Origin of the sequence: Streptacidiphilus jiangxiensis (assembly GCF_900109465.1) — a bacterium.
GTDB classification, from domain to species: Bacteria; Actinomycetota; Actinomycetes; order Streptomycetales; family Streptomycetaceae; genus Streptacidiphilus; species Streptacidiphilus jiangxiensis.
This window is the reverse complement of record NZ_FOAZ01000009.1, coordinates 274,922-294,772: the sequence shown is the minus strand read 5'-3', so window position 1 is coordinate 294,772 and position 19,851 is coordinate 274,922. Positions and strand designations below refer to the sequence as shown.

Sequence of the window (19,851 nt, the reverse complement as noted above, 5' to 3'; positions counted from 1 at the left end):
AGGACACTCCTAGGGTCAAAGCACTTTGAGCTCATCAAACAATCTTTGACAGGAGTTCGTCGTCATGTCCCGAGTCGACCAGAACCAGCGCCGCCGCCGCGGCACCGGGCTCATCGCCCTCGATCCGGACGCCGCCTTCCCCGGGTTCACCCTCTTCGCCCCGCTGACCGGCGGCGGCGCCGTGTACCTGGTGGATCTCGCGGGCCGTGAGGCCCACCGCTGGCACCTCCCCTACCGCCCCGGCCGCCACGCCCGGATCGTGCGTGGGGGCGAGCTCGCCTACAACGGCGTGCTGCCCGGCGAGGCGGCGCTCTTCCCGATGTGGCACAAGTACCGGGGCGGCGTGATGCTCCGCGCCGCCGCGGACGGCACGGTCCTGTGGGAGCACCGCGACCCGCGCCAGCACCACGACGCCCACCACCTCGACGACGGCGGCGTCCTGTACACCGGGGTCGAGCCGCTGCGCGGCGCCGAGGCCGCGGCGGTGCGCGGCGGCGTCCCCGGCTCCGAGGCCGGCGGAGACACCGTGTGGGCCGACACCGTCACCGAGGTCGGCCCCGACGGCTCGCCCCGCTGGACCTGGCGTGCCGCGGACCACCTCGACCGCGACGCCTACCCCCTCCACCCGGACTACGCACGCGAACACTGGCCGCTGATCAACAGCGTCACGCCGCTCGCCGACGGCAACGTGCTGGCCAGTCTGCGCAGCGTCTCCGCCGTGGTCGTGATCAGCCGGACCACCGGCGAGATCCTGTGGCGCTCCGAACCCGGCACCGTCTCGCAGCAGCACCACCCCACCGAACAGGCCGACGGCCGCCTGCTCGTCTTCGACAACGGCGTCTTCCGGCCCGGCCACGACGTGCCGTACTCGCGCGTCGTCGAGATCGACCGCGCCTCCGGCAAGGTCGCCTGGGAGTACCACGACCCGGCCAAGGAGTCCTTCTTCGCGCCGTTCATGGGCTCCGCGCAGCGGCTGCCGGGCGGCACCACCCTGGTCACCGACTCGCCGGCGGGCCGCCTGTTCGAGGTGACCGCGGACGGCTACCTGTGCTGGGAGTACGTCGTGCCGCACTTCGGCGCGTACACCGAGTCCGAGGTCCGCTCGCTCTTCCCCGCCGAGCCCAACGCCGTCTTCCGCGCCTACCGTCACGCCCCCGAGGAGATCCCGTGGCTGGACGCCCGCCCGTGACGACGCCCACGCCCCCGCCCACGCCCGCCGTCGACGCGCGTCCCCCGTTGCGTCGCCTGGTCCCGCTCGCGGTGCAGCACGTGGTCGCGATGGCCGCCACGCCCGTCTCCACGGTGTTCCTCGCCGCCACCACGCTGCGTCTGACGCCCGGCCAGACCTCCTCCCTGCTCGGCGCCGTACTGCTGCTGTCCGGTGCGGGCTCGGTCCTGCAGTCGCTCGGGCTGTGGGGGTTCGGCGCCCGGCTGCCGTTCGTGATGCTGCCGGGCGGCGCCGCGACCGCGCTCTTCCTCCAGGTCGCGCGCGACCACGGCCCGGCCGTGGCCTCCGGCTCGGTCCTGCTGGCGGCGGCCGTGCTGCTCGCCGTCACTCCGCTGTACGGCAAGGTCGTCCGGCTCTTCCCGCCGCTGGTGACGGGCGTGACGGTGCTGCTCGTCGGGATCTCGATGGTCCGGATCTCCGCGCAGCTGCTGACCGGCCCGGGCGGGCAGGCCGGGCCACGCGCCCTGGCCGCCGCGGGTCTGACCGTCGTACTGACCCTCGCGGCCCACCTGCTGCTGCGCGGCGCCTGGCGACAGTCGGCGGTGCTCGTCGGGCTGGTGGGCGGCGCCGTGGTCGCCGTCGCCTGCGGCCTGGCCTCGTTCGCCCCGACCGGCGGGGCCGGCGTCTCGCTGCCGCAGCCGCTGCCTTACGGCACGCCCCGGTTCGACCTGTCGGCCGCGCTGCCGCTGCTGCTGTTCAGCCTCTCCTCGCTGGCCGAGGCCACCGGCCAGACGGCGCTCAACAGCGAGGTGCCCGACCTCGGCCGGGACGTTCCCCGGGTGGCACGCGCGGACGCGCTGGTCTCGCTGGTGGGCGGCGTGCTCGGTGCGCCGCCGATGGTGACGAGCTCGGAGAACATCGGCGTCACGACCCTCACCGGCGTCCGCAGCCGCTACGTCACCGCGGCGGCGGGTGTCCTGCTGATCGCGGCGGGTGTGCTGTCGCCGCTCTCACGGGTGGTGGCGGCGCTGCCGACGACCGTGGTGGCGGGCTCGGCGCTGGTGGTCTACGCGACGATCACCGTGCTGGGCGTCCGGCTTCTCGGTCAGCAGCGCCTCGGCGCCCGTGAGAACGCCCCCGACGCGGACGCGCTCGTCGTCGGCCTCGCCCTGACGGCGGGTCTGCTGCCGGTGGTGGCGCCCGGCCTCTACGCCGGGCTCCCGGACGCGCCCCGCAGCGTGCTGGGCAGCGGCGTGGTGGCCGGGACCGTCGCGGCGGTCCTGCTGACCGGCCTGCGCAGGGTTTGGCCGGTGGGCCGGTCCGTGAAAGTCTCCGGACAGGGTTGACCTTGCCCCAAGGGGCAGGGTTTAGCGTTCCTGGAGATGAGCGGCATGAAGATCAGCGACGTGGCCGGCCGCGCCGGTGTGACCATCAAGGCGATTCGCTACTACGAGTCGCTGGGACTGGTCACCCCGCGCCGGTTGGCCAACGGCTACCGCGACTACGACGAGCACGACGTCCGCGTCGTGGCGGAGATCCGGGCCCTGAGCGGCCTCGGCATCGCGGTCGACCGGACGCGGCCCTTCCTGGACTGCCTGGCGTCCGGGCGGGAGCACGCCGACGACTGCCCGGCGTCGCTGGCCGGCTACCGGGCGGCGATCGACGAACTGACCGAGCGGATCGACGCGCTGTCGTCCCGTCGGCGGACGCTGGTCGCGCAGCTGCGCGAGGCCGCTCATCGCAACGGCGGCACCCCGCCGCCGGACCGGACGACCCAGACGCACCATGGAGAGCACCAGATGAGCGACCTGTACCGGCTTCCCGAGAACCTCCCCGTCCCGCAGGACGACGGCGCGGCCGACCACCTCGTCGGTCGGTCCGCCCCGGAACTGACCCTGGCCGGCACGGACGGGAAGCGCGTCGCCCTCGCCGCCCTCGGCACCGGCCGCACGGTCCTCTACCTCTACCCCCTCACGGGCCACCCGGAGGCGGACCTGCCCGACGGCTGGGACGCCATCCCCGGCGCCCGCGGCTGCACCACCGAGGCGTGCGACTTCCGCGACCACCACCAGGAGCTGCTGGACGCCGGCGCCCGGCGGGTCTTCGGCCTCTCCAGTCAGGACACCGCCTACCAGCGCGAGCTGGTGGAGCGTCTGCGGCTGCCGTTCGCGATGCTCTCGGACACGCGGCTGGCCCTCGCCGCCGCGCTCGACCTGCCCACCTTCGAGGTGGACGGGATGACGCTGTTCAAGCGGATCACGCTGGTCGTCCGCGACGGGGTGATCGAGCACGTCTTCTACCCGATCTTCCCGCCCAACGCGCACGCCGGCCAGGTCCTCGCCTGGCTGCGCGAGCACCCTGAGAACTGAACACCCGGCTCGATCGGACGGGCCGGTCAGCGCCGCGGGTTGGCCCGGCGGGTGGGTTCGGCGGCGGTCGGGTCCTCCGGCCACGGGTGACGGGGGTACCGGCCGCGCAGTTCGGCGCGGACAGCGCGGTAGCCCTCGCGCCAGAACGACGCCAGGTCGCCGGTGACGGCGGCCGGACGGCCCGCCGGGGAGAGCAGGTGGATCGTCAGCGGGACGCGGCCGTCGGCGAGCCGGGGCGCGTCCTGCCAGCCGAAGAGCTCCTGCAACTTGACCGCCAGGAACGGCTGGTCGGTGGAGTAGTCGACGCGGATCCGGGAGCCGGTGGGGACGGTGATCCGCTCGGGCGCGAGTTCGTCGAGGCGACCGGCCGCGCCGGAGGCCCAGGGCAGCAGCCGGGCCAGGGCCGTGGCGGTGGGGATCCGTTCCAGGTCGGTGCGGCGGCGGGCGCGGGAGAGCTCCGGCTCCAGCCAGTCCCCGGCCCGCTCCAGCAGCGAGCGGTCGTCGACCCCCGGCCACGGGTCGCCGATCACGCGGTGCAGGAACGCCATGCGCTGCCGCAGACCGGTCGCCTCGGCCGACCAGGTCAGCAGCTCGCCGACGCCCTCGGTGGCCAGTCCCTCCAGCAGCGCCGCCCGCAGCAGCGCCGGATCCGGCGCCGCGATCGGCTCGGTGGCGAGCTCGACCGCGCCCAGGGACGCCACTCGGCGGGCCGCCACCTCGCCGCGACGCGACCCCGGGGGCACCGCCCAGCGCACCTCGTCACGGTCCGTCAGCAGCGCCGCCGCACAGCGCCGGGCGGTGGCCTCGTCGGTGACGGCGGCCAACTGGACCCGCGCCGAGGGCGATCCGGCCGGGCGGTCGGCGACCGCCACCGCGATCCACTCCGCGCCGGACAGGGCCGAGCCCGCGCCGGTCGCGGCGGCGGTGCCGGAAGCCATCAGGTAGGCGGCCGGCGCGCCCGGCTCGGGCCTGGGCTGCCCGGCCTTGGGGGTGCGCGCCCTGGCGATACGCTCGGGGAACGCCAGCCCCGCGATCAGCCCGGCCGCGGCGGCGTCGCCGACCTGCTGCGGCGGCTCCTCGGCGTCCGGATGCCGGCGCAGCCGCCGGACCTCCTCGCGCCAGCGTGCCGCGTAGGGGTCCTTGCTGCCGCGCACCGCGCGGCGGACCGCGGCGAGGTCCTCGCCCAGCGAGCGCGGCGGTTCCTCGGAGAGCAGCGCCACCAGCTCGGCTGCCTGCTGCTCGCCGACCAGCGCTGCCCCGTCCAGCAGCGCCCGGCCGAGGCGGGGGTGCAGGCCGGTGCGGGCGATGCGGACGCCCCGTCCGGTCGCCCGCCCCTCGGCGTCGACGGCGCCCAGGGCCGCGAGCGTCGTGTGCGCGGCGGCCATCGCGCCGGACGGCGGAGCGTCGGGCAGAGCGAGCCCGGTGGCACCGGGCGCACCCCAGCAGGCGGTCTGCAGCGCGAAGGAGGTGAGGTCCGCCTGCATGATCTCCGGTGTCGGCAGCGCCCGCGCCAGCGCGTCCTCGGCCTCGGCCCAGCAGCGGTAGACCGCGCCGGGCGCCTCCCGTCCCGCGCGACCGGCGCGCTGCCGCCCGGTCGCCAGGGAGGACCGCACGGTGACCAGCCCGGCCAGGCCCCGTGCGTGGTCGGTCCGCGGCTCGCGGGCCAGCCCGCAGTCCACGACGCTGCGCACGCCCGGGACCGTCAGCGACGACTCGGCGACGGACGTGGTCAGCACCACGCGGCGCCGGGCGCCGGGGGAGAGCGCGGCGTCCTGCACGGCACGGTCGGCGCGACCGTGCAGCTGCAACACGTCCACGGTGTCGCGCACGGCGCCGAGCAGCCCGGCGACCCGGGCGATCTCGCCCGTGCCGGGGAGGAAGCAGAGCACGTCGCCGTCGCGTTCGCGCAGGGCCCGCAGCACGGTCGCGGCGACGTGCTCCAGCAGGGCCGGGTCCGTCCGCAGGCCCTGCGGCGGCCGGACCGGGCGCGGGGGCGGCGACCAGACCACGTCCACGGGGTGCTGGATGCCGTGGGCCTCGACGATCGGCGCGGGCTCCCCGGCTTCCCCGCCGAGCAGGCGGGCCCAGGCGGCGGTGTCGGAGGTCGCCGAGGCGCACACCAGCTGCAGTTCGGGCCGCAGGGCGGCCCGCACGTCCAGCAGGAAGGCCAGCGCGGTGTCCGCGTCCAAGTGCCGCTCGTGGCACTCGTCGAGCAGGACGAGGTCCACCCCCGCCAGCTCCTGGTCACGTTGGAGGCGCTGCAGCAGCACCCCGGTGGTGACGACCTCGACGACGGTCCGCGGCCCGACCTTCCGCTCCCCGCGCACCGTGAACCCGACCCGCTCCCCCACGGGCTCCCCCAACAACCACGCCATCCGCCGCGCCGCCGCCCGCACCGCCAGCCGCCGCGGTTCGGCCACCAACACCCGCCGCGCGTGCGCGCCGTCCTCCACCTCCCGGGGCAGTCCCTCCACCAACCCCGCGAGCGCGAGCGGCACCAGCGTCGTCTTCCCCGTCCCGGGCGGCGCCTCCAGCACGGCCGCCCCACGCTCCTCCAGGGCGCGCCAGAGCGCGGGCACGGCGGTACGGACGGGCAGGTCGAGCCAGGCGGGGTTCACCCCGGCAGTCTCCCCGATCACCGGCGATCCCCGCGAACGCACCCGCGGCGCATTCGCGGCGCGTTCACGGCGGAGCGGATCGTGCGGCTGACCCTCTCCGGGCTCGCTCGCCCGTTCGGTCACGGTCCGGCGACTTCCCTGACGCCACCTCGACCGAGGCAGCAGGCTGCGGGGCATGAAGCGGATCCCCACCCTGGTGATCGCGGTCGGCGCGCTCGCGCTCGGCCTCCCCGCCTGCGATCCGGCCGGCCCGACCCTGGACGGGGCCACCCCGGCCGCCACCGACCGGGCCCCACTCCGGCTGGCGCGCCGGCCGCGGACAAGGGCTGCGTCGTCCGTCCGGGTCAGCTGTAGCTAGGGTCTGTCGTGGGAGTGGCCGAGATCCGCGATCTTCATGGCCCAGGTGCAGAAGGCAGATCTTTCGGCGGGCTTGATCTGCCGGTCCTCGGGAATCCACGGGGCGGTTGCCGCGTCCATGAGGTCGGCGAGGCCGAGGTCGCACCAGTCCCAGTGCATCGCGTTGTAGGCGACCATGAGTGGGGCGACCTTCGCCCTGATGCCGGCCACCGCGTCCTCATCCAGACCGACCTGGCTCAGACGTGCCTGAGTTACGGTCCTGCGCTCGGGAGTGAACTCGGTGTCGAGAAACGGTTCGAGAAGGTCTCCCCATACGTTCGGCCTGGACTGCAGACGGATCCGGTTGGCGAGGCAGAAGCGTTCCAGTTCGGCACGTTGTACCGCTGACACGAAGACAGTCCTGCCCGAGACGGTACGGATTTCCGGTGGAACGGCATCCGGGTCGGCGTCGCGTATCGCCGTCGCAGGGATGACGCTCCCCGGCGCGAGGTCGGCCGACGCGAGGACAGGCTCCGCAAGACGAACGTGGTCACCGGCGAAGACGACTTCGAGGTTCACCCGGCCATCGTGACCGGTGGCAGGCCCGTAAGGAACGGTCTCCGCCGGCCCCGCTTCCTGCCCCTGGACCTACTCGAGAGCGATCCCCGGAACACACACCACGGCCAGTACGCCCACCAGGAAGGCGAGCGGGAAGTACAGCACGGACACGAACACCGCCAGCAGATAAGTGCCGAGGGCGGTGTCGGCCGTGCCCTCGTCCCCCGACACGGCCAGCACCGTGCGCGTCGGCCTGCGTTTGCCTGTGCTCTCGTAGTGCCGAACCCGACCGTGCAGGTCGACGAACTCGTAAGCGTCCAGCACGGTGGTGGAGGTGGTGGAGGATCGGGTGGCACTGTTGTACTGGCGGCTGCGCTTGATCCGGGTGGAAACGAAGCGGGACTCGAAGTGGACTCCGTACCGCCAAGCCCGCCAGGCGCCGCCCAGGATGACGCGCGCACAGAAGATCATGAAGCCGAGCGCCCCCCAGAGGACGAGACCCACCACAGTGCCGAGGACCGCGTCGTTCCGGTGCTCGGACAACACGTACAGCAACTGGGCGAGCCACGCGGCGCCCAGCGCGCCGCCCGACCACCACCAGAGCGCGGCGCCCGTCGTCTTCCGTTCCGCGCCCGTCATTACGTCCGTCGCCGCGTCCGTCGCCGCGTCCGTCGCCGCCTCGGCCGCGGCCGGGTGCGGCAGCAGGCGGGTGACCACGTCCGCGAAGGCGATCCCGTCGTTGCGCCCGCAGCGCAGGGCGAAGATCTCCGATGCCGCGGACTCCGAGAGGACGGCCTCGATCCGCAGTGCGCAGCTTCGACGGCGGTCGGGCTCGGCCGTCACGCTGCGGATCGCGCGGTACGGGATCAACCGACGCTCCTCGTCGCTCCGTCCGCCCGGCTCCCAGAGGATCCCGTCCTGGGTCAACCAGGCCCTCGTCCGGCCGGATTGAACGACCACCGACGGAACTGCGTGTGCAGCGTTTGCGGACCCACTGATCACGGTTGCGTCATCCCCCTTGACCGGTCAACCGCCCGTGATCATACGGCCTTCCGGGCCGCGGGACACCGATGCCGGCGTGGCGGCCAGTTCCGCAGCCGTCGGTGGGTTGGCGCCGGCACGGGAGACGGTGAGCGCGGCCGCCACCGTCGCCCAGTGCAGCACGGTCGCGAGCCCGGCCCGGTCGAGGGCGGCGAGCCCGGCGCGGTCCGGGGCCAGAGCGCGCAGAGTGTGGAGGGTGGCGGACATGAAGGAGTCGCCCGCGCCGACCGTGTCCACCACCGTGGCCCGGCCCGCCGGGGCCGCGACGGTGTGGGTCCGGGTGTAGGCCACGGCTCCGGCGGCGCCGCGCGTCGCGAGGACGAGCGAGGGGCCTGCCGCCAGCCAGCGGGCGGCCACCGACGCCTCCGGCTCGTCCGGGTAGAGCCAGGACAGGTCCTCGTCACTGGCCTTGACCACGTCCGCGGCGGCGACGCAGCGCTCCACCTGCCGTAGCGCCTCCGCCCGCTCCCCCATCAGCGCGGGGCGCACGTTCGGGTCGTAGCTGACGGTGGCGTGCTCGCGCAGCTCCTCGACCAGGGCGAGCGCCGCATCGGCTCCGGGGTGGGCCACTGCGGCGATGGAGCCGAGGTGGACGTGCGCAGGCGGTGGCCCGGCAAGCGCCACCGGCCGCAGCGTCCACGCGATGTCGAAGGCGTACGACGCCTTCCCGTCCCCGTCGAGCGACACCACGGCGGTCGGCGTCCGGACGCCTCGCTGCCCGTCGTCCGTCAACCGCACCCCTGCCGACTCCAGGTGGGCGCGGATCAGCCCACCCATCGCGTCGTCGCCGAGCTGCGTCAGCAGCGTGGCGTCGTGCCCGAGCCGGGCCAGGCCGTAGGCGACGTTGGCCGGACTGCCCCCGGGATGCGGCACGTCCGCCCGCCCGGGCGCGCGGACGATGTCGGCGACGCTCTCGCCGATCACGAGGAAGTCGGACATGCCCTCACACTCCGGTCGTGCTGCAGCTTCCCGGCAGCCTATCCCGCGGCACCGTCGGCGACCGGCGCCGCGGGGCGGGCCGCAGAGCGGAGGCGCAGGCGGAGCGCGGCGGCGGCGGGGACGGTGGTCATGGCCAGCAGCAGGACGCGGTAGTCCAGCACACCGACCAGCGCGGCGCCGACGGCGATGGAGAGGGCCTGGGGGCCGCTGGTGAGCAGGTCGGCGGCGGCGTAGACGCGGCCCTGGAGGTCCTTGGGGGTGCGCGACTGGAAGGTGGTGACGAAGGCGACGGCGACCCAGCTGGTGGCGAGACCGTTGACGGCGAAGCCCGCCGTGACCGTGCCGAGCCACGGGGTGAGGTAGCAGGCGTTGCCCAGGGCGCAGGCCGCCATGCCGAGCGCGGCCGCGTGGACGTCGCCGAGACGCCGGATGACGGCTGCGGCGGTCAGCCCGCCGAGGACGGCGCCGATGCCCTGGAGGGTCAGCAGCACGCCGAGGAAGGCGGGCGGGCGGTGCAGGCCGGTGCCGACGACGGCGAAGACGATCGTCTCGCCGAAGCCGAGGACGAGCATCGCGGCCGCGGCCGCGAGCGTCACGTCCCGCAGCGGGCCGCGGGCCAGCAGGTGGTGGCTGCCCGCGAGGACGCGCTCGCTCCAGCGCGTGCCGGCCGGGGTGGGCGTGGGGCGTGCCTCGCGGTGGGTGAGAGCCGCGGTCGCGGCGGCCGCTACGGCGAACGTGGTGACGTCGATCCAGATCACCGGGCCCGCCCCGAACGCGGCGAAGAGGCCGGCACCCGCGAGCGGTGCGAGCAACCGCAGGGAGCGGCTCGTGGTCTGCAGGGCCGCGTTCGCGGGGGCGAGCAGCTCGGCCGGGAGCAGCGTGGTGAGCAGCGCCGACTGCGCGGCGCCAAGGACGCTGCGGGACGCGCCGTAGACCAGCGCCACCGCGTAGAGGAGTGCCATGCCGCCCGCGTCGTGGACGGCCAGGAGGCACAGGACGGCCGTGCCGGTCGCGAGGTTGCCCGCGACGAGCAGCGGGCGTCGCCGGACCCGGTCGACCAGCATCCCGCCGAGGGGTGCCGCGAGCGTAGGGACGGTCAGAGCGAAGTAGACGAGCCCGGCCGAGGCGTTGCTGTGGGTGAGGGTCTTCGCCCAGACGCCGAGAACCAGCAGCATCGCGTTGTCGCCGAACTGGGACAGGCTCTGAGCGCCCAGGAAGAGCAGGGCGTCGCGGTGGGTCAGCAGGGTGCGCATCGGGGTCCTGACTACGAGGTGTCTGCCGAGGGGGAGTTCAACTGCCCGGTGTCACGAGGATGGTGATCGCCACGGGTTGGGCGTTCGCCGGCTGTCGCCCGGGCTCCGCGGCGCGCTGCACGAAGGGGGTCAGCAGCGCCTGCACCGCGCGGTTGAACTCGGCGAGCTCGTCGACGGTCATCCGCAGCAGACTGTCGCTCAGGCCGGCCTGGTCCTGCCACGCGCGGGGGCTGCTCTCCCGCTGCTCCTGCCAGCGGGTGAACCGGGTCAGGGCCCGCTCCAGGTAGAGCCGTTCGAGGGCCTGGGTGGCCTGCTCCACCTCGACACCCTGCTTTTCGCCGCCGCCGAGGGACAGTTCGGCGTTGGCGAGACGCCACCGCCGCTCCCGCTGGTCGCGTGCGGCGGCCGGGAGGACGAGGCCGTACTTGGCCATCAGGCGCAGGTGGTGGGAGGCCAGCGCCTGGCTGATGCCAAGCTCCCGCGCCGCCTCGGCGGCACTCAACGGGCCTTGCCTGGTCAGCAGTTCGCGAATCGCCAGGCGGTGCGGGTGGGCGAGGGCCCGCAGTGCCACGGCGCTGCCGGCGGGGTCCGCCGGAGTGGCGGGGCCAGATTCCAAGGACATGCTTGGAGTATCGGCGCCTGCCCGACGCCATGTCAAGCAATCGCTTGGAAAGCCGAGTTGGCGAGCTCCGCCCATCGCCGTCGCGCTCGCCGTCGCCCTCGCCCTCGCCGCCGCCCTCGCTCCGCCACCGGCCAGCCGGCGATGTCGCTGCCGCTGCCGCTGCCGCCGGGCTTCGCCGACAACGGCCCTCCGATCGGCGTGCAGCCGGTGGGCGAGCGCCCTGGGAGGACGCGCCGTTGCGGGCCGGAGCCGTGCCGGAGGCCGAGTTCGGCCGCCGCTACGTGCGGCCGAGCCCGCCCTCAACCGTTCGATAGACCGAACACCTGAGAGCGGGAGGATCAGTCCTCGTCGTCCGGGCCGGCCAGGTGCGGCCGGGGCCGGGCCGGGTACTGGATGAGCAGCACCGAGCGGACGGTGCCGTCCAGCGCGGTGTAGGCGTGCGGTGCGGACGCGTCGAAGCCCACGTAGTCGCCGGGCCCGAGCTCCACCTCCTGGCCGTCCACCCGCACGCCGAGCCGGCCTGCCTGGACGACGGTGTGCTCGGTGCCGCCGTGGCCCAGCGACTCCTGCGTGCAACCGGCGCGCACCTGCTGGTCGTAGAGCTCGAAGACGCCGTCGCCGACCTCGAAACGGCGCAGTGAGCGCAGGTCGACGCCCTCCCCGCGCAGGACCTCCGCGTCCTGCGCCCGTACCACCGTCAGACCGGCGGCGGGCCTGCGCTCCACCAGGTCCGAGATCGGCACCTCCAGCACCCGGGCCAGGCTGAAGACCGTCTCGATGGTGGGATTGCCGGTGCCCGACTCCAGCTGGGAGAGGGTGGCCTTGCCGATCCCCGAGCGCCGTGAAACCTCCGACAGGGACAGGCCGCGCCGTGCGCGGACCTGCTTCAGGTTGGCGGCCAGCACGTCCCGGACCGAGCCCTCGGTGGCACTCACACTTCCTCTTCTCTCCGCCTGCCGTTCGGTATACCGTACGGGCAATGCCCCGACTGGATCAATATCCCAGCCGCCGGGCAGTGCGGACCTTTCGACCCAGGAGACGGTTGTGACCGAGCGGACCTCTGGCGCCCCCGACGACGAGCGCACGAAGCGCAAGAACGGCCTCTACCGGGGGGTGAGCGAGGAGCTCGCCGCGCACATGCGCCAGGGCTGGGCCGACACCGAGCGGCTCGACCTGGAACCGCTCCCCCAGGCAGCCCACACCGCGCGCCGCCGCGCCGCGCTCTCCGCCCGGTTCCCCGGCGAGTTGCTGGTCGTCCCGGCGGGCAACCCCAAGGTCCGCGTCAACGACGTCGACTACCCCTTCCGCCCCTCCTCCGACTACGTCTACCTGACGGGCGACCAGTCCGAGGACGCGGTACTGGTGCTGGAGCCGGTCGCGGACGGCGGGCACCAGGCGTTCGCCTACGTGCGGCCCCGATCCGACCGCGACAACGGGGAGTTCTGGCTGGACTACCACGGCGAGCTGTGGACCGGCCGCCGCAACAGCCTGACCGAGAACGAGCGCCTGCTCGGCCTGTCCTGCCGCGACGTGCGCACTCTGGCCGAGCAGTTGGGCGCGGCCGACGGCCCGGTCCGGGTGCTGCGCGGCTACGACGCGGGCATCGAGGCCGCCCTGCGGGGCGTCGCGGACGTGGAACTCGCCGCCGAGCGCGACGCGGAGTTCCGCACCTTCCTGTCCGAGATGCGCCTGGTCAAGGACGAGTTCGAGATCGGCGAACTGCGCCACGCCTGCACGGCCACCGCCCACGGCTTCGAGGACGTGGTCCGCATGCTGGCGACCGACTCGCCCACCCTGGAGCGCGCGGTGGAGGGCACCTTCTTCCTGCGCGCCCGCATCGAGGGCAACGACCTCGGCTACCTGACGATCGCGGCCGCGGGCCCACACGCGACGACCCTGCACTGGGTTCGCAACGACGGCGAGGCGCGCCCCGGCGACCTGCTGCTGCTCGACGCGGGCGTGGAGACCCGCACCCTCTACACCGCCGACGTCACCCGCACCCTGCCGGTCAGCGGCCGGTTCAGCGCGATCCAGCGCCGCGTCTACGAGGCGGTCCTCGCCGCCCAGGAGGCGGGCATCGCGGCCGTCAAGCCGGGCGCCGCCTACCGGGACTTCCACCACGCCGCGCAGTGGACCATGGCCGAGCACCTGGTGGCCTGGGGCCTGTTGGGCGGGCGGTCGGTGCAGGAGGCCTTCGAGCTGGGCCTGCACCGCCGCTGGACGCTGGCGGGCACCGGCCACATGATCGGCATGGACGTCCACGACTGCGCCGTGGCCCCCAACGCCTCCTACGTCGACGGCACCCTGGAGCCGGGCATGGTGCTGACCGTCGAGCCGGGCCTGTACTTCCAGTCCGACGACCTGTCGGTGCCCGAGGAGTACCGCGGCATCGGCGTGCGGATCGAGGACGACATCCTGGTCACCGAAGCCGGCAACGAGAACCTCTCCGCGGCCCTGCCGCGCACGCCGGACGAGGTCGAGGCCTGGATGGCCGCGCTGCGCGGCTGATCCCCCTGGCCCGAGAACGGCGGCGGCCGGGCGTCACGCAGGCGCGGCGGCGGGGAGCGCGCGGCTGCCGACGCCCAGCGCCAGCGCCATGAGCAGGTAGATGACGACGGCCGCGAAAGCCGGGGCGGTGATCCCAGGGCCCGCCTGGAGGCCGCCGAGCAGCGCGACACCGATCGTGGTGCCCGTCGAGCGTCCCGCCGACATCAGTCCGGCGGCGATCGCCGAACGGTGCGGCGGGACGTTGGCCAGCGTCAGGGTGATCTGAGGAACAGTGACCAGCCCGAAGCCGAGGCCGATGAAGAACAGTCCGCCGCAGGTGCCGACCGGGGCGTCGCCGCCGACGACGGTCAGCACGACGCCACCGAGGAGCGTCAGCAGCGCGCCGATGCCCAGGACCCGAGGCGCGCCCAGTCGGGCGTGGACGCGTCCCGCCACCAGTGGCATCAGCGTGATCGGCAGCGCCGAGGCCAGGAAGCAGACGCCGGTGGTGACCGGCCCGTAGCCGCGCACCTGTTGGAGGAAGACGCTGACGGAGAAGACCAGCCCGTAGTAGCCGGCGAAGAGCAACAGTCCGAGGACGGCGAAGCTGCGGAAGCCGGGTGCACGGAGCAGGTCACCGGGGATCATCGGGTGCGCGCAGCGGCGCTGCCGCACGACGAACGCGCCGAGGGCCAGCACGGCCGTGGCCGTCGCGGCGGCAGGAAGAGCGGAGGTCCAGCCCAGCTCGCGTCCCTCCGTCAGGGCGAGGGCGAGGCCGCCGAGGGCGACGACCGCCAGCAGTTGGCCCGGCCAGTCCTGGGGCTGCCGGGTGGCGCTCGCCCGGCCGCGGGGCATGTTCCGGGACGACAGCCACAGGATCGCCACCACCGCGGGCACGTTGACGAGGAAGATGCTGCGCCACCCGACCGCCGTGACCAGCGCGCCGCCCAGGACGGGGCCGAAGGCCGCCGGGCTGCCGGCGACCATCGCCCACACCGACATCGCCTTGGCGCGCTGTTCCCCGTCCGGGTAGGTGTCGGTGAGCATCACCAGCGTGGCAGGGGTCAGCAGGACCCCGCCCAGTCCCTGCAGCACACGTGCGGCCACCAGCGCCGGCCCGTCCGGCGCCAGACCGCACAGCACCGACGTGGTCCCGAAGACAGCCACCCCGAGACGGAACATCGCGACGGCCCCGTACCGACCGACCAGGGCGGCACCGGCCAGCACCAGACCCGCCATGACGACCACATAGGCGTCGACGACGAGCTGCATCATCGGAAGGCCCGCCCGCAGGTCCGCCCGGATCGCCGGGATCGCGACGTTGACGATGCTGATGTCGATGACGCACATGCCGGTCGCCAGGCTCGCCGCCACGAGGACCCGTCGCGGTCGCACCACCCCGACGTCCTCCGCCGCCCGGAGCGGTTTATCCAGACTGGTCGCATCGGCCATGTGACTGCCATTTCGAGGGAGTGGGTGAACGAATGAACCGGCACCGGCGAATGCGGGCGTTCCGGCCGCCCCGAAATCTAGCCACGGAAAAGGCGGCGGCGTCAACACCCGCATCAACCAGGCCTGTCCACCTGGCTGGTAGGTGCCGGAATGGTCCGATTCAAGGGTGCGTCCCAGGAGGCTCCCCGCTTCCCCGAACCCCGGGCGGGAATTGTCGTCGGGACCGGAAGATTTACCTCGCCCGAGCATTCTCCGTCGGCGGCGGAAATCCGGACGCGGTCCTCGCACTCGTCCCCCCGCGCCGGCTCGGCCCCGCCTGCGGAGCCCGTCGATGTTCGCCGCTGAGAACCGTCACTCCCTGGACCGGCTGCGCGCCGAGCACAGCCCGCGGGAGCTCGCCGCAGCCCGGCAGTCGGCCGACCGGCACCCGGCCGACCGACGTCAAGGGTTGGACGTGCCAACGAGCGGGGCAGGCCTCGACCTTGGAGCTGCCGGACGAGGACGGCGACCTCGGCCCCTGCCACTTCGTGCTCGGCGTCCGCGCCTGCGGCGACCGCACCAACGGCCTGCCGGTCCGCGGCTCGGCGGGCTCGCGCGTGCTCAGCGCGCCCCGCGGCGCCGTCTCCTGGGCCGTCACCGACGGCGCGGCCTTCGGCTCTCGCGGCCCCGGAGGCTCAGGGCGCGGACACCCAGGACACTGCTCCATGGCCGCGCCACCGTCAGTCTCCGATCGATCGACCCACCTCGGTGCGCAGTAGTATTTCACATATGACACATCTGAGTCGACCGCTTCTCGCGCCGGTCACTTCTGCGTGAGCCGCAGGTACGACTCCGTGGTGCGGACGCTCGTGAGCGGCGAACTCCCCATGCATCCACCGTTCACACTGGTCACCGCGTCCGCCGAGAGGCCGGAAACGGACGCGGCCGCCCCTTTGAACAGTCCCGAGGACACGGTGCCGGTGAACACCACGCTCCCGAGGTTCAGCCGAGTCGCCGTCCACGTGATCTGGGAAGAGCCGACGGTCGCCCCACCGGCCTTCTTCCAGGTGACCGCCATGGTGCCGGCCAGGTCCACCGTCGCCAGCACCGGATCCGGCAGGCAGGCCGCCGAGCCCGTTCCGGCCAAGGTGGCCTCCGCTCCGGTGATGCCGTCGGCGGACGTTGCACAGGCGGGCCCCGTACTCCGCTCCCCCTGCAGAGCCCCGAGGACGCTCTGCGGACCGGACACCATCTGGACGCCCGGGGTGAAGTTCAGCTCGGAACTGACGGCGCAGGAGAGGAGCTGAACTCCTGCCGCATGCACGGGAGCTGCGGCGCCGAGCGCAGGTGAGGACGCAACCACCAGAGCGGAGGCAACAATGGTGAGGCCTCGTCGCATGAACTTCTCCTTCGGACGTTCGATCGGCGAAAGCGGTGACAGCGGCAGAAGCGGCGGACGACCCCGGGTCACGGGGCCGTCCGTCCCATGGGCTTCGCGACCGGGCGGTAGACCTGCACCCCGGAGATCTCGCTCGTGATGGGCGTCAGGGCCCTCGGCTCCCGGCTCGGCTGCCCGGAGACGCTGAGATTGAGGATCAGGTACGCCTTCCAGTCGGCCGGGACGCCCTTGTGGTCGCTGAAGACGGCCTTCAGGTCCCGGACGGTGTCGCCGAGATACCAGGTGACGCTGTCCCTGCCGAGGCGGGCGCCGACGTAGACCCACTTGCCGAAGCCGAGGAGACTGCTCCGGACGAGTCCACCGACGTCGCCGTCCACATGGTTGACGAACTCCGCCGCGCCGGGCGACTCGCTGTGCCACTCCAGGACGTCGATCTCGTTGTCCCCGTCCTTCCAGGTCCACACGCCGGGCCAGGCCGCGTGCCCGCCTGCATCGCTCTTGCCGGGCAGGCGCAGGTGGACCAGCAGGAAGTCGTCGGGCTGGACCATGAACCCGTCGCCTCCGCAGGGGCCGCCGTCCCAGGGCTCCGTCGTGAGCAGACCCGTGGCCCAGAGCCCGAACGGCGAGCTGGTCAGCGGGTGGGCGCGGAAGAGCACCCCGCCGCCTTTGACGACGGTCATCGCCCCGGCCGTCGTGCGATCCAGTTTCCAGTCACCGGGGTTGGTCCGGCCGTCCGGATAGGCGGACGTGTAGGGGCACCAGACGGCGCCGGGCCGACCCCAGTCCGCCTTCTTGAACAGGTCACTGAAGACCAGGGTGGTCTGTGGCGGCACCACCTGCGAGGCCGCGGCCTGTTGGGGTGTCACCGAGGAGACCAGCAGGAGCGGGAGGAGCCCAAGGAGCCATGCTCGGGGCCGGGGACGTATCACTCACCCAACAAAAGCCATCGCCACGCGGTTCGCACGCCCCGTTGCGCCGTTCGGGACCGGACGCCGGACAGGCCAAGGCCCGGAGCTCGGCCGTTCGTGCGCGTGTGATTGTCAACTCGCTTGAGCCCAAGATAGGTTGATCGCATGGGACCGCTGAATCCAAGCAAGGCGGAGCTCGTCGTCGGGCTCGTGTGCTTCCTGACCATCTTCGGGATGCTCGGAAGGGTGCTGCTGCCCCGGGCCCGGCGGATCATCGCCGAACGGACCGAAGCGATCGACGGCGGACTGGTCCGCGCGGAGGCCACGCGCAAGGAGGCGGCGGCAGCACTGGAGGAGTACCGCCTGCAGCTGGCCGAGGCCCGCCACGAGGCGGCGCGCATCGTGCAGGAGGCGCGGGAGGAGGGCGCCGTCCTGGTCGCCGAGGCACGCCGCGAGGCGGAGCAGCAGCGCGACCGCCTGCTCGCCACCGCGCAGGCCGAACTCGACGCCGATCGCGAGCTCGTGGAGGCGGCCCTGCGGGTCGACATCGCCCGGCTCTCGACGGAGCTGGCCTCGCGCATGGTCGGCGAGCCGCTCGACGACGCCGGCTACGACAGCCCGGCGATCCAGCGCTACCTGGACGCCCTCAGGACGGCGACCGACTGAGCGCCACGCCGAACCTGCTGCAATGCCGGAGGCCGCCCCGCTGCTGCGGGGCGGCCTCCGGCATTCACGCACCAGGCTTCCGGCTCACGCCTTCAGCCTCCGGCCTTCATGCCCTGGGTCCGCTCAGGGCCGGACGAGTGCCGCCGGCGGGTTGATCGCCCTCACCGCCGCGACCAGGGGGGCCAGCTCGGGGTTGGCCGCCGCCTCGTCCAGCGCCTCGCTCAGCGCGCGGTCGTTCGTCGGGCGAGCCTGCGCCAGCAACTGGAGGCCGTCCTCGGTGACGTCGGTGTAGATGCCACGGCGGTCGGTCGGGCACAGGTAACGCGCGAGCAGGCCCCGGTCCTCCAGGCGGGTGACCAGGCGGGTCGTGGCGCTCTGACTGAGGACGACCGCGTCGGCCACCTGCTTCATCTGGAGGTGCCCGCCCTCGCCGTCGTGCTGCCGGCCGAGCACGTCGAGCAGCGAGTACTCGCGCACGCTCAGGTCGTGCTCGGACTGCAGTGAGCGCTCGACGTGAGCCTCGATCCGGCCGTACAGGACGTAGAGCGCGGCCCATCCGTTGGCGAGGGCGGTCAGCGCGGGGTCCGTGGCGGTCATGGATCCGGTCTCCTTCCGAGGCGGCTGCCTCCAGGATACGTCCTGGCCAAAAATACCTGCTCATGCCGATAGCAGGCCCCGACAAGCAATCCCCACCCGCCGAGCGGAGCCCTCGCACCACCTTCCAAGGCCATGAGTGATTGCACGCACTTGCACTTATAGCGCGTGTGCAACTATTGTCGAAGCACGTAAGACGCACAAGCAATCGCACGAAGGGAGGCGCCATGCCACTCGCGCTCCTCGCCCTCGCCATCGGGGCCTTCGGGATCGGCACCACCGAGTTCGTGATCATGGGCCTGCTGCCCGGGATCGCCGGTGACTTCGGCACCACCATCCCCACCGCGGGCCTCCTGGTCACCGGCTACGCACTCGGCGTCGTCATCGGCGCGCCGCTGATGACCACCCTCGGCACCAAGATCAACCGCAGAACGATGCTCATGGTGCTCATGGGCCTGTTCACCGTCGGCAACCTGCTCTCCGCCCTGGCGCCGAGCTTCGGGATCCTGTTGGTCGGCCGCATCGTCGCCTCTCTCGCGCACGGCGCCTTCTTCGGCATCGGCGCCGTCGTCGCGGCCGACCTGGTCGCGCCGAACAAGAAGGCCGGCGCCATCGCCACCATGTTCACCGGCCTCACCGTCGCCAACATCGTCGGCGTCCCGCTGGGCACGTTCATCGGCCAGGCCGTCGGCTGGCGCGTCACCTTCGCCGCCGTCGCCGCACTCGGCGTCGTCGGCCTGGTCGGCATCGCCAGGCTCGTCCCCGTCCTGCCCCGCGCCGAGGGCGCCCACCTGCGGCGCGAGCTCGCAGCCTTCCGCAACACCCAGGTCGTGCTGGCCATGGCGATGACGGTGCTCGGCTTCGGCGGGGTGTTCGCCGCGATCACCTACATCGCGCCGATGATGACCCAGGTCGCGGGCTACTCCGAAGGCGCCGTCACCTGGCTGCTGGTCCTGTTCGGGATCGGCATGTTCCTCGGCAACCTGCTCGGCGGCCGCTACGCCGACCGCCGCCTGATGCCGATGCTCTTCACCACCCTCGGCGGACTGGCGGTCGTGCTGGCCCTGTTCACCGTCACCGCCCACAACAAGTTCCTCGCCGCCGTCACGATCGTGCTGATCGGCGCGCTCGGCTTCGCCACCGTCCCGCCGTTGCAGAAGCGCGTGCTCGACCAGGCCCACGGCGCGCCCACGCTGGCCTCCGCGGTCAACATCGGCGCCTTCAACCTGGGCAACGCGCTCTCCGCCTGGCTCGGCGGCCTCGTCATCACGGCCGGCTTCGGCTACACCGCACCCAACTGGGTCGGCGCTCTCCTCGCGGCGTCCGCCCTCGTCCTCGCCGTGTGGTCCGCCGCGCTGGAGCGTCGCTCCCGGACCCGGACACCGGCACCGACCACGACGACCGGGCCACTCCCGGCAACCACGCCGACGCCCCCGTGCTCCGTGCCGGCCGCCTGACCGAC

At 73.3% G+C, this 19,851-nt stretch carries 19 protein-coding genes; 8 read left to right on the top strand and 11 right to left on the bottom strand.

What is annotated here, in order from left to right; genetic code table 11:
* The first annotated feature begins 64 nt into the window (after positions 1–64).
* The 3 genes from BMY61_RS19580 to BMY61_RS19570 are packed head-to-tail and all read left to right on the top strand — an operon-like array spanning position 65 to position 3,537.
* Complete coding sequence (locus BMY61_RS19580; protein ID WP_042445645.1) at positions 65–1,189, top strand: aryl-sulfate sulfotransferase; 1,125 nt, start codon at positions 65–67, stop codon at positions 1,187–1,189.
* Positions 1,168–2,514 carry a uracil-xanthine permease family protein gene (locus BMY61_RS19575; protein WP_236655956.1) on the top strand — a complete coding sequence of 449 codons (1,347 nt, stop codon included), beginning with the start codon at positions 1,168–1,170 and terminating at the stop codon, positions 2,512–2,514. Before BMY61_RS19580 ends, BMY61_RS19575 begins: the two co-directional genes overlap by 22 nt.
* Before the next feature lie 36 nt (positions 2,515–2,550).
* A complete protein-coding gene (locus tag BMY61_RS19570) occupies positions 2,551–3,537 on the top strand; it encodes a redoxin family protein (RefSeq protein ID WP_342342527.1) in 987 nt (328 codons plus the stop codon).
* Between the two features lie 26 nt (positions 3,538–3,563).
* Here the strand turns inward: BMY61_RS19570 and hrpB are convergent, their stop codons facing one another.
* Positions 3,564–6,176: an ATP-dependent helicase HrpB gene (gene hrpB / locus BMY61_RS19565; RefSeq protein ID WP_236655955.1), complete on the bottom strand. Its 2,613-nt coding sequence runs from the start codon at positions 6,174–6,176 to the stop codon at positions 3,564–3,566.
* A 154-nt stretch (positions 6,177–6,330) separates the two neighbouring features.
* Here hrpB and BMY61_RS19560 point away from each other — a divergent pair, with 154 nt between their 5' ends.
* Positions 6,331–6,513, top strand: a complete 183-nt coding sequence (locus BMY61_RS19560; protein WP_042445635.1) for a hypothetical protein — start codon at positions 6,331–6,333, stop codon at positions 6,511–6,513.
* Here the strand turns inward: BMY61_RS19560 and BMY61_RS19555 are convergent.
* From BMY61_RS19555 to BMY61_RS19530, 6 genes are all read right to left on the bottom strand, one after another.
* Positions 6,510–7,070, bottom strand: a complete 561-nt coding sequence (locus tag BMY61_RS19555) for a hypothetical protein (RefSeq protein ID WP_042445633.1) — start codon at positions 7,068–7,070, stop codon at positions 6,510–6,512. The two genes, BMY61_RS19560 and BMY61_RS19555, sit on opposite strands and share 4 nt — an antisense overlap.
* Positions 7,071–7,139: 69 nt before the next feature.
* The gene (locus BMY61_RS46315) at positions 7,140–7,976 is read right to left on the bottom strand and encodes a hypothetical protein (RefSeq protein WP_042445630.1); all 837 of its coding nucleotides are present in this window, start codon (positions 7,974–7,976) and stop codon (positions 7,140–7,142) included.
* A 99-nt stretch (positions 7,977–8,075) separates the two neighbouring features.
* On the bottom strand, positions 8,076–9,029 hold the full coding sequence (locus BMY61_RS19545) for a carbohydrate kinase family protein (protein WP_042445628.1): 954 nt from the start codon (positions 9,027–9,029) through the stop codon (positions 8,076–8,078).
* A gap of 38 nt (positions 9,030–9,067) precedes the next feature.
* Complete coding sequence (locus BMY61_RS19540) at positions 9,068–10,282, bottom strand: MFS transporter (RefSeq protein WP_042445626.1); 1,215 nt, start codon at positions 10,280–10,282, stop codon at positions 9,068–9,070.
* A gap of 37 nt (positions 10,283–10,319) precedes the next feature.
* Positions 10,320–10,904: an ArsR/SmtB family transcription factor gene (locus BMY61_RS19535; RefSeq protein ID WP_042445623.1), complete on the bottom strand. Its 585-nt coding sequence runs from the start codon at positions 10,902–10,904 to the stop codon at positions 10,320–10,322.
* Positions 10,905–11,242: 338 nt separating this feature from the next.
* Positions 11,243–11,839: a helix-turn-helix domain-containing protein gene (locus BMY61_RS19530; protein WP_042445621.1), complete on the bottom strand. Its 597-nt coding sequence runs from the start codon at positions 11,837–11,839 to the stop codon at positions 11,243–11,245.
* 109 nt (positions 11,840–11,948) lie between these two features.
* Here BMY61_RS19530 and BMY61_RS19525 point away from each other — a divergent pair, with 109 nt between their 5' ends.
* A complete protein-coding gene (locus BMY61_RS19525) occupies positions 11,949–13,412 on the top strand; it encodes an aminopeptidase P family protein (protein ID WP_042445619.1) in 1,464 nt (487 codons plus the stop codon).
* 33 nt (positions 13,413–13,445) lie between these two features.
* Here BMY61_RS19525 and BMY61_RS19520 read toward each other — a convergent pair whose 3' ends face one another.
* Complete coding sequence (locus BMY61_RS19520; RefSeq protein WP_052438561.1) at positions 13,446–14,789, bottom strand: MFS transporter; 1,344 nt, start codon at positions 14,787–14,789, stop codon at positions 13,446–13,448.
* A gap of 536 nt (positions 14,790–15,325) precedes the next feature.
* Between BMY61_RS19520 and BMY61_RS19515 the strand changes: the two genes are divergently transcribed.
* On the top strand, positions 15,326–15,601 hold the full coding sequence (locus BMY61_RS19515) for a hypothetical protein (protein WP_042445613.1): 276 nt from the start codon (positions 15,326–15,328) through the stop codon (positions 15,599–15,601).
* Between the two features lie 44 nt (positions 15,602–15,645).
* Here the strand turns inward: BMY61_RS19515 and BMY61_RS19510 are convergent, their stop codons facing one another.
* The gene (locus BMY61_RS19510) at positions 15,646–16,221 is read right to left on the bottom strand and encodes a hypothetical protein (protein WP_075003976.1); all 576 of its coding nucleotides are present in this window, start codon (positions 16,219–16,221) and stop codon (positions 15,646–15,648) included.
* Positions 16,222–16,289: 68 nt separating this feature from the next.
* On the bottom strand, positions 16,290–17,087 hold the full coding sequence (locus tag BMY61_RS19505; protein WP_143094435.1) for a hypothetical protein: 798 nt from the start codon (positions 17,085–17,087) through the stop codon (positions 16,290–16,292).
* A gap of 207 nt (positions 17,088–17,294) precedes the next feature.
* On the opposite strand from BMY61_RS19505, the gene atpF reads away from it, so the two are divergent.
* Positions 17,295–17,795, top strand: a complete 501-nt coding sequence (gene atpF, locus BMY61_RS19500; protein WP_042445609.1) for a F0F1 ATP synthase subunit B — start codon at positions 17,295–17,297, stop codon at positions 17,793–17,795.
* A 123-nt stretch (positions 17,796–17,918) separates the two neighbouring features.
* Here the strand turns inward: atpF and BMY61_RS19495 are convergent, their stop codons facing one another.
* On the bottom strand, positions 17,919–18,392 hold the full coding sequence (locus BMY61_RS19495; RefSeq protein WP_042445607.1) for a MarR family winged helix-turn-helix transcriptional regulator: 474 nt from the start codon (positions 18,390–18,392) through the stop codon (positions 17,919–17,921).
* 224 nt (positions 18,393–18,616) lie between these two features.
* Here BMY61_RS19495 and BMY61_RS19490 point away from each other — a divergent pair, with 224 nt between their 5' ends.
* Positions 18,617–19,846 (top strand): MFS transporter, encoded by a 1,230-nt coding sequence (locus BMY61_RS19490; RefSeq protein ID WP_042445605.1) that lies wholly within the window; start codon positions 18,617–18,619, stop codon positions 19,844–19,846.
* Positions 19,847–19,851 lie beyond the last annotated feature (5 nt).

Coding starts and splice junctions, on each gene's coding strand:
- BMY61_RS19540 (WP_042445626.1), bottom strand. CDS start 10,282: ATGCGCACCCTGCTGACCCACCGCGACGCCCTGCTCTTCCTGGGCGCT.
- BMY61_RS19545 (WP_042445628.1), bottom strand. CDS start 9,029: ATGTCCGACTTCCTCGTGATCGGCGAGAGCGTCGCCGACATCGTCCGC.
- BMY61_RS19560 (WP_042445635.1), top strand. CDS start 6,331: ATGAAGCGGATCCCCACCCTGGTGATCGCGGTCGGCGCGCTCGCGCTC.
- BMY61_RS19490 (WP_042445605.1), top strand. CDS start 18,617: ATGCCACTCGCGCTCCTCGCCCTCGCCATCGGGGCCTTCGGGATCGGC.
- BMY61_RS19535 (WP_042445623.1), bottom strand. CDS start 10,904: ATGTCCTTGGAATCTGGCCCCGCCACTCCGGCGGACCCCGCCGGCAGC.
- BMY61_RS19570 (WP_342342527.1), top strand. CDS start 2,551: ATGAGCGGCATGAAGATCAGCGACGTGGCCGGCCGCGCCGGTGTGACC.
- atpF (WP_042445609.1), top strand. CDS start 17,295: ATGGGACCGCTGAATCCAAGCAAGGCGGAGCTCGTCGTCGGGCTCGTG.
- BMY61_RS19495 (WP_042445607.1), bottom strand. CDS start 18,392: ATGACCGCCACGGACCCCGCGCTGACCGCCCTCGCCAACGGATGGGCC.
- BMY61_RS19510 (WP_075003976.1), bottom strand. CDS start 16,221: ATGCGACGAGGCCTCACCATTGTTGCCTCCGCTCTGGTGGTTGCGTCC.
- BMY61_RS19580 (WP_042445645.1), top strand. CDS start 65: ATGTCCCGAGTCGACCAGAACCAGCGCCGCCGCCGCGGCACCGGGCTC.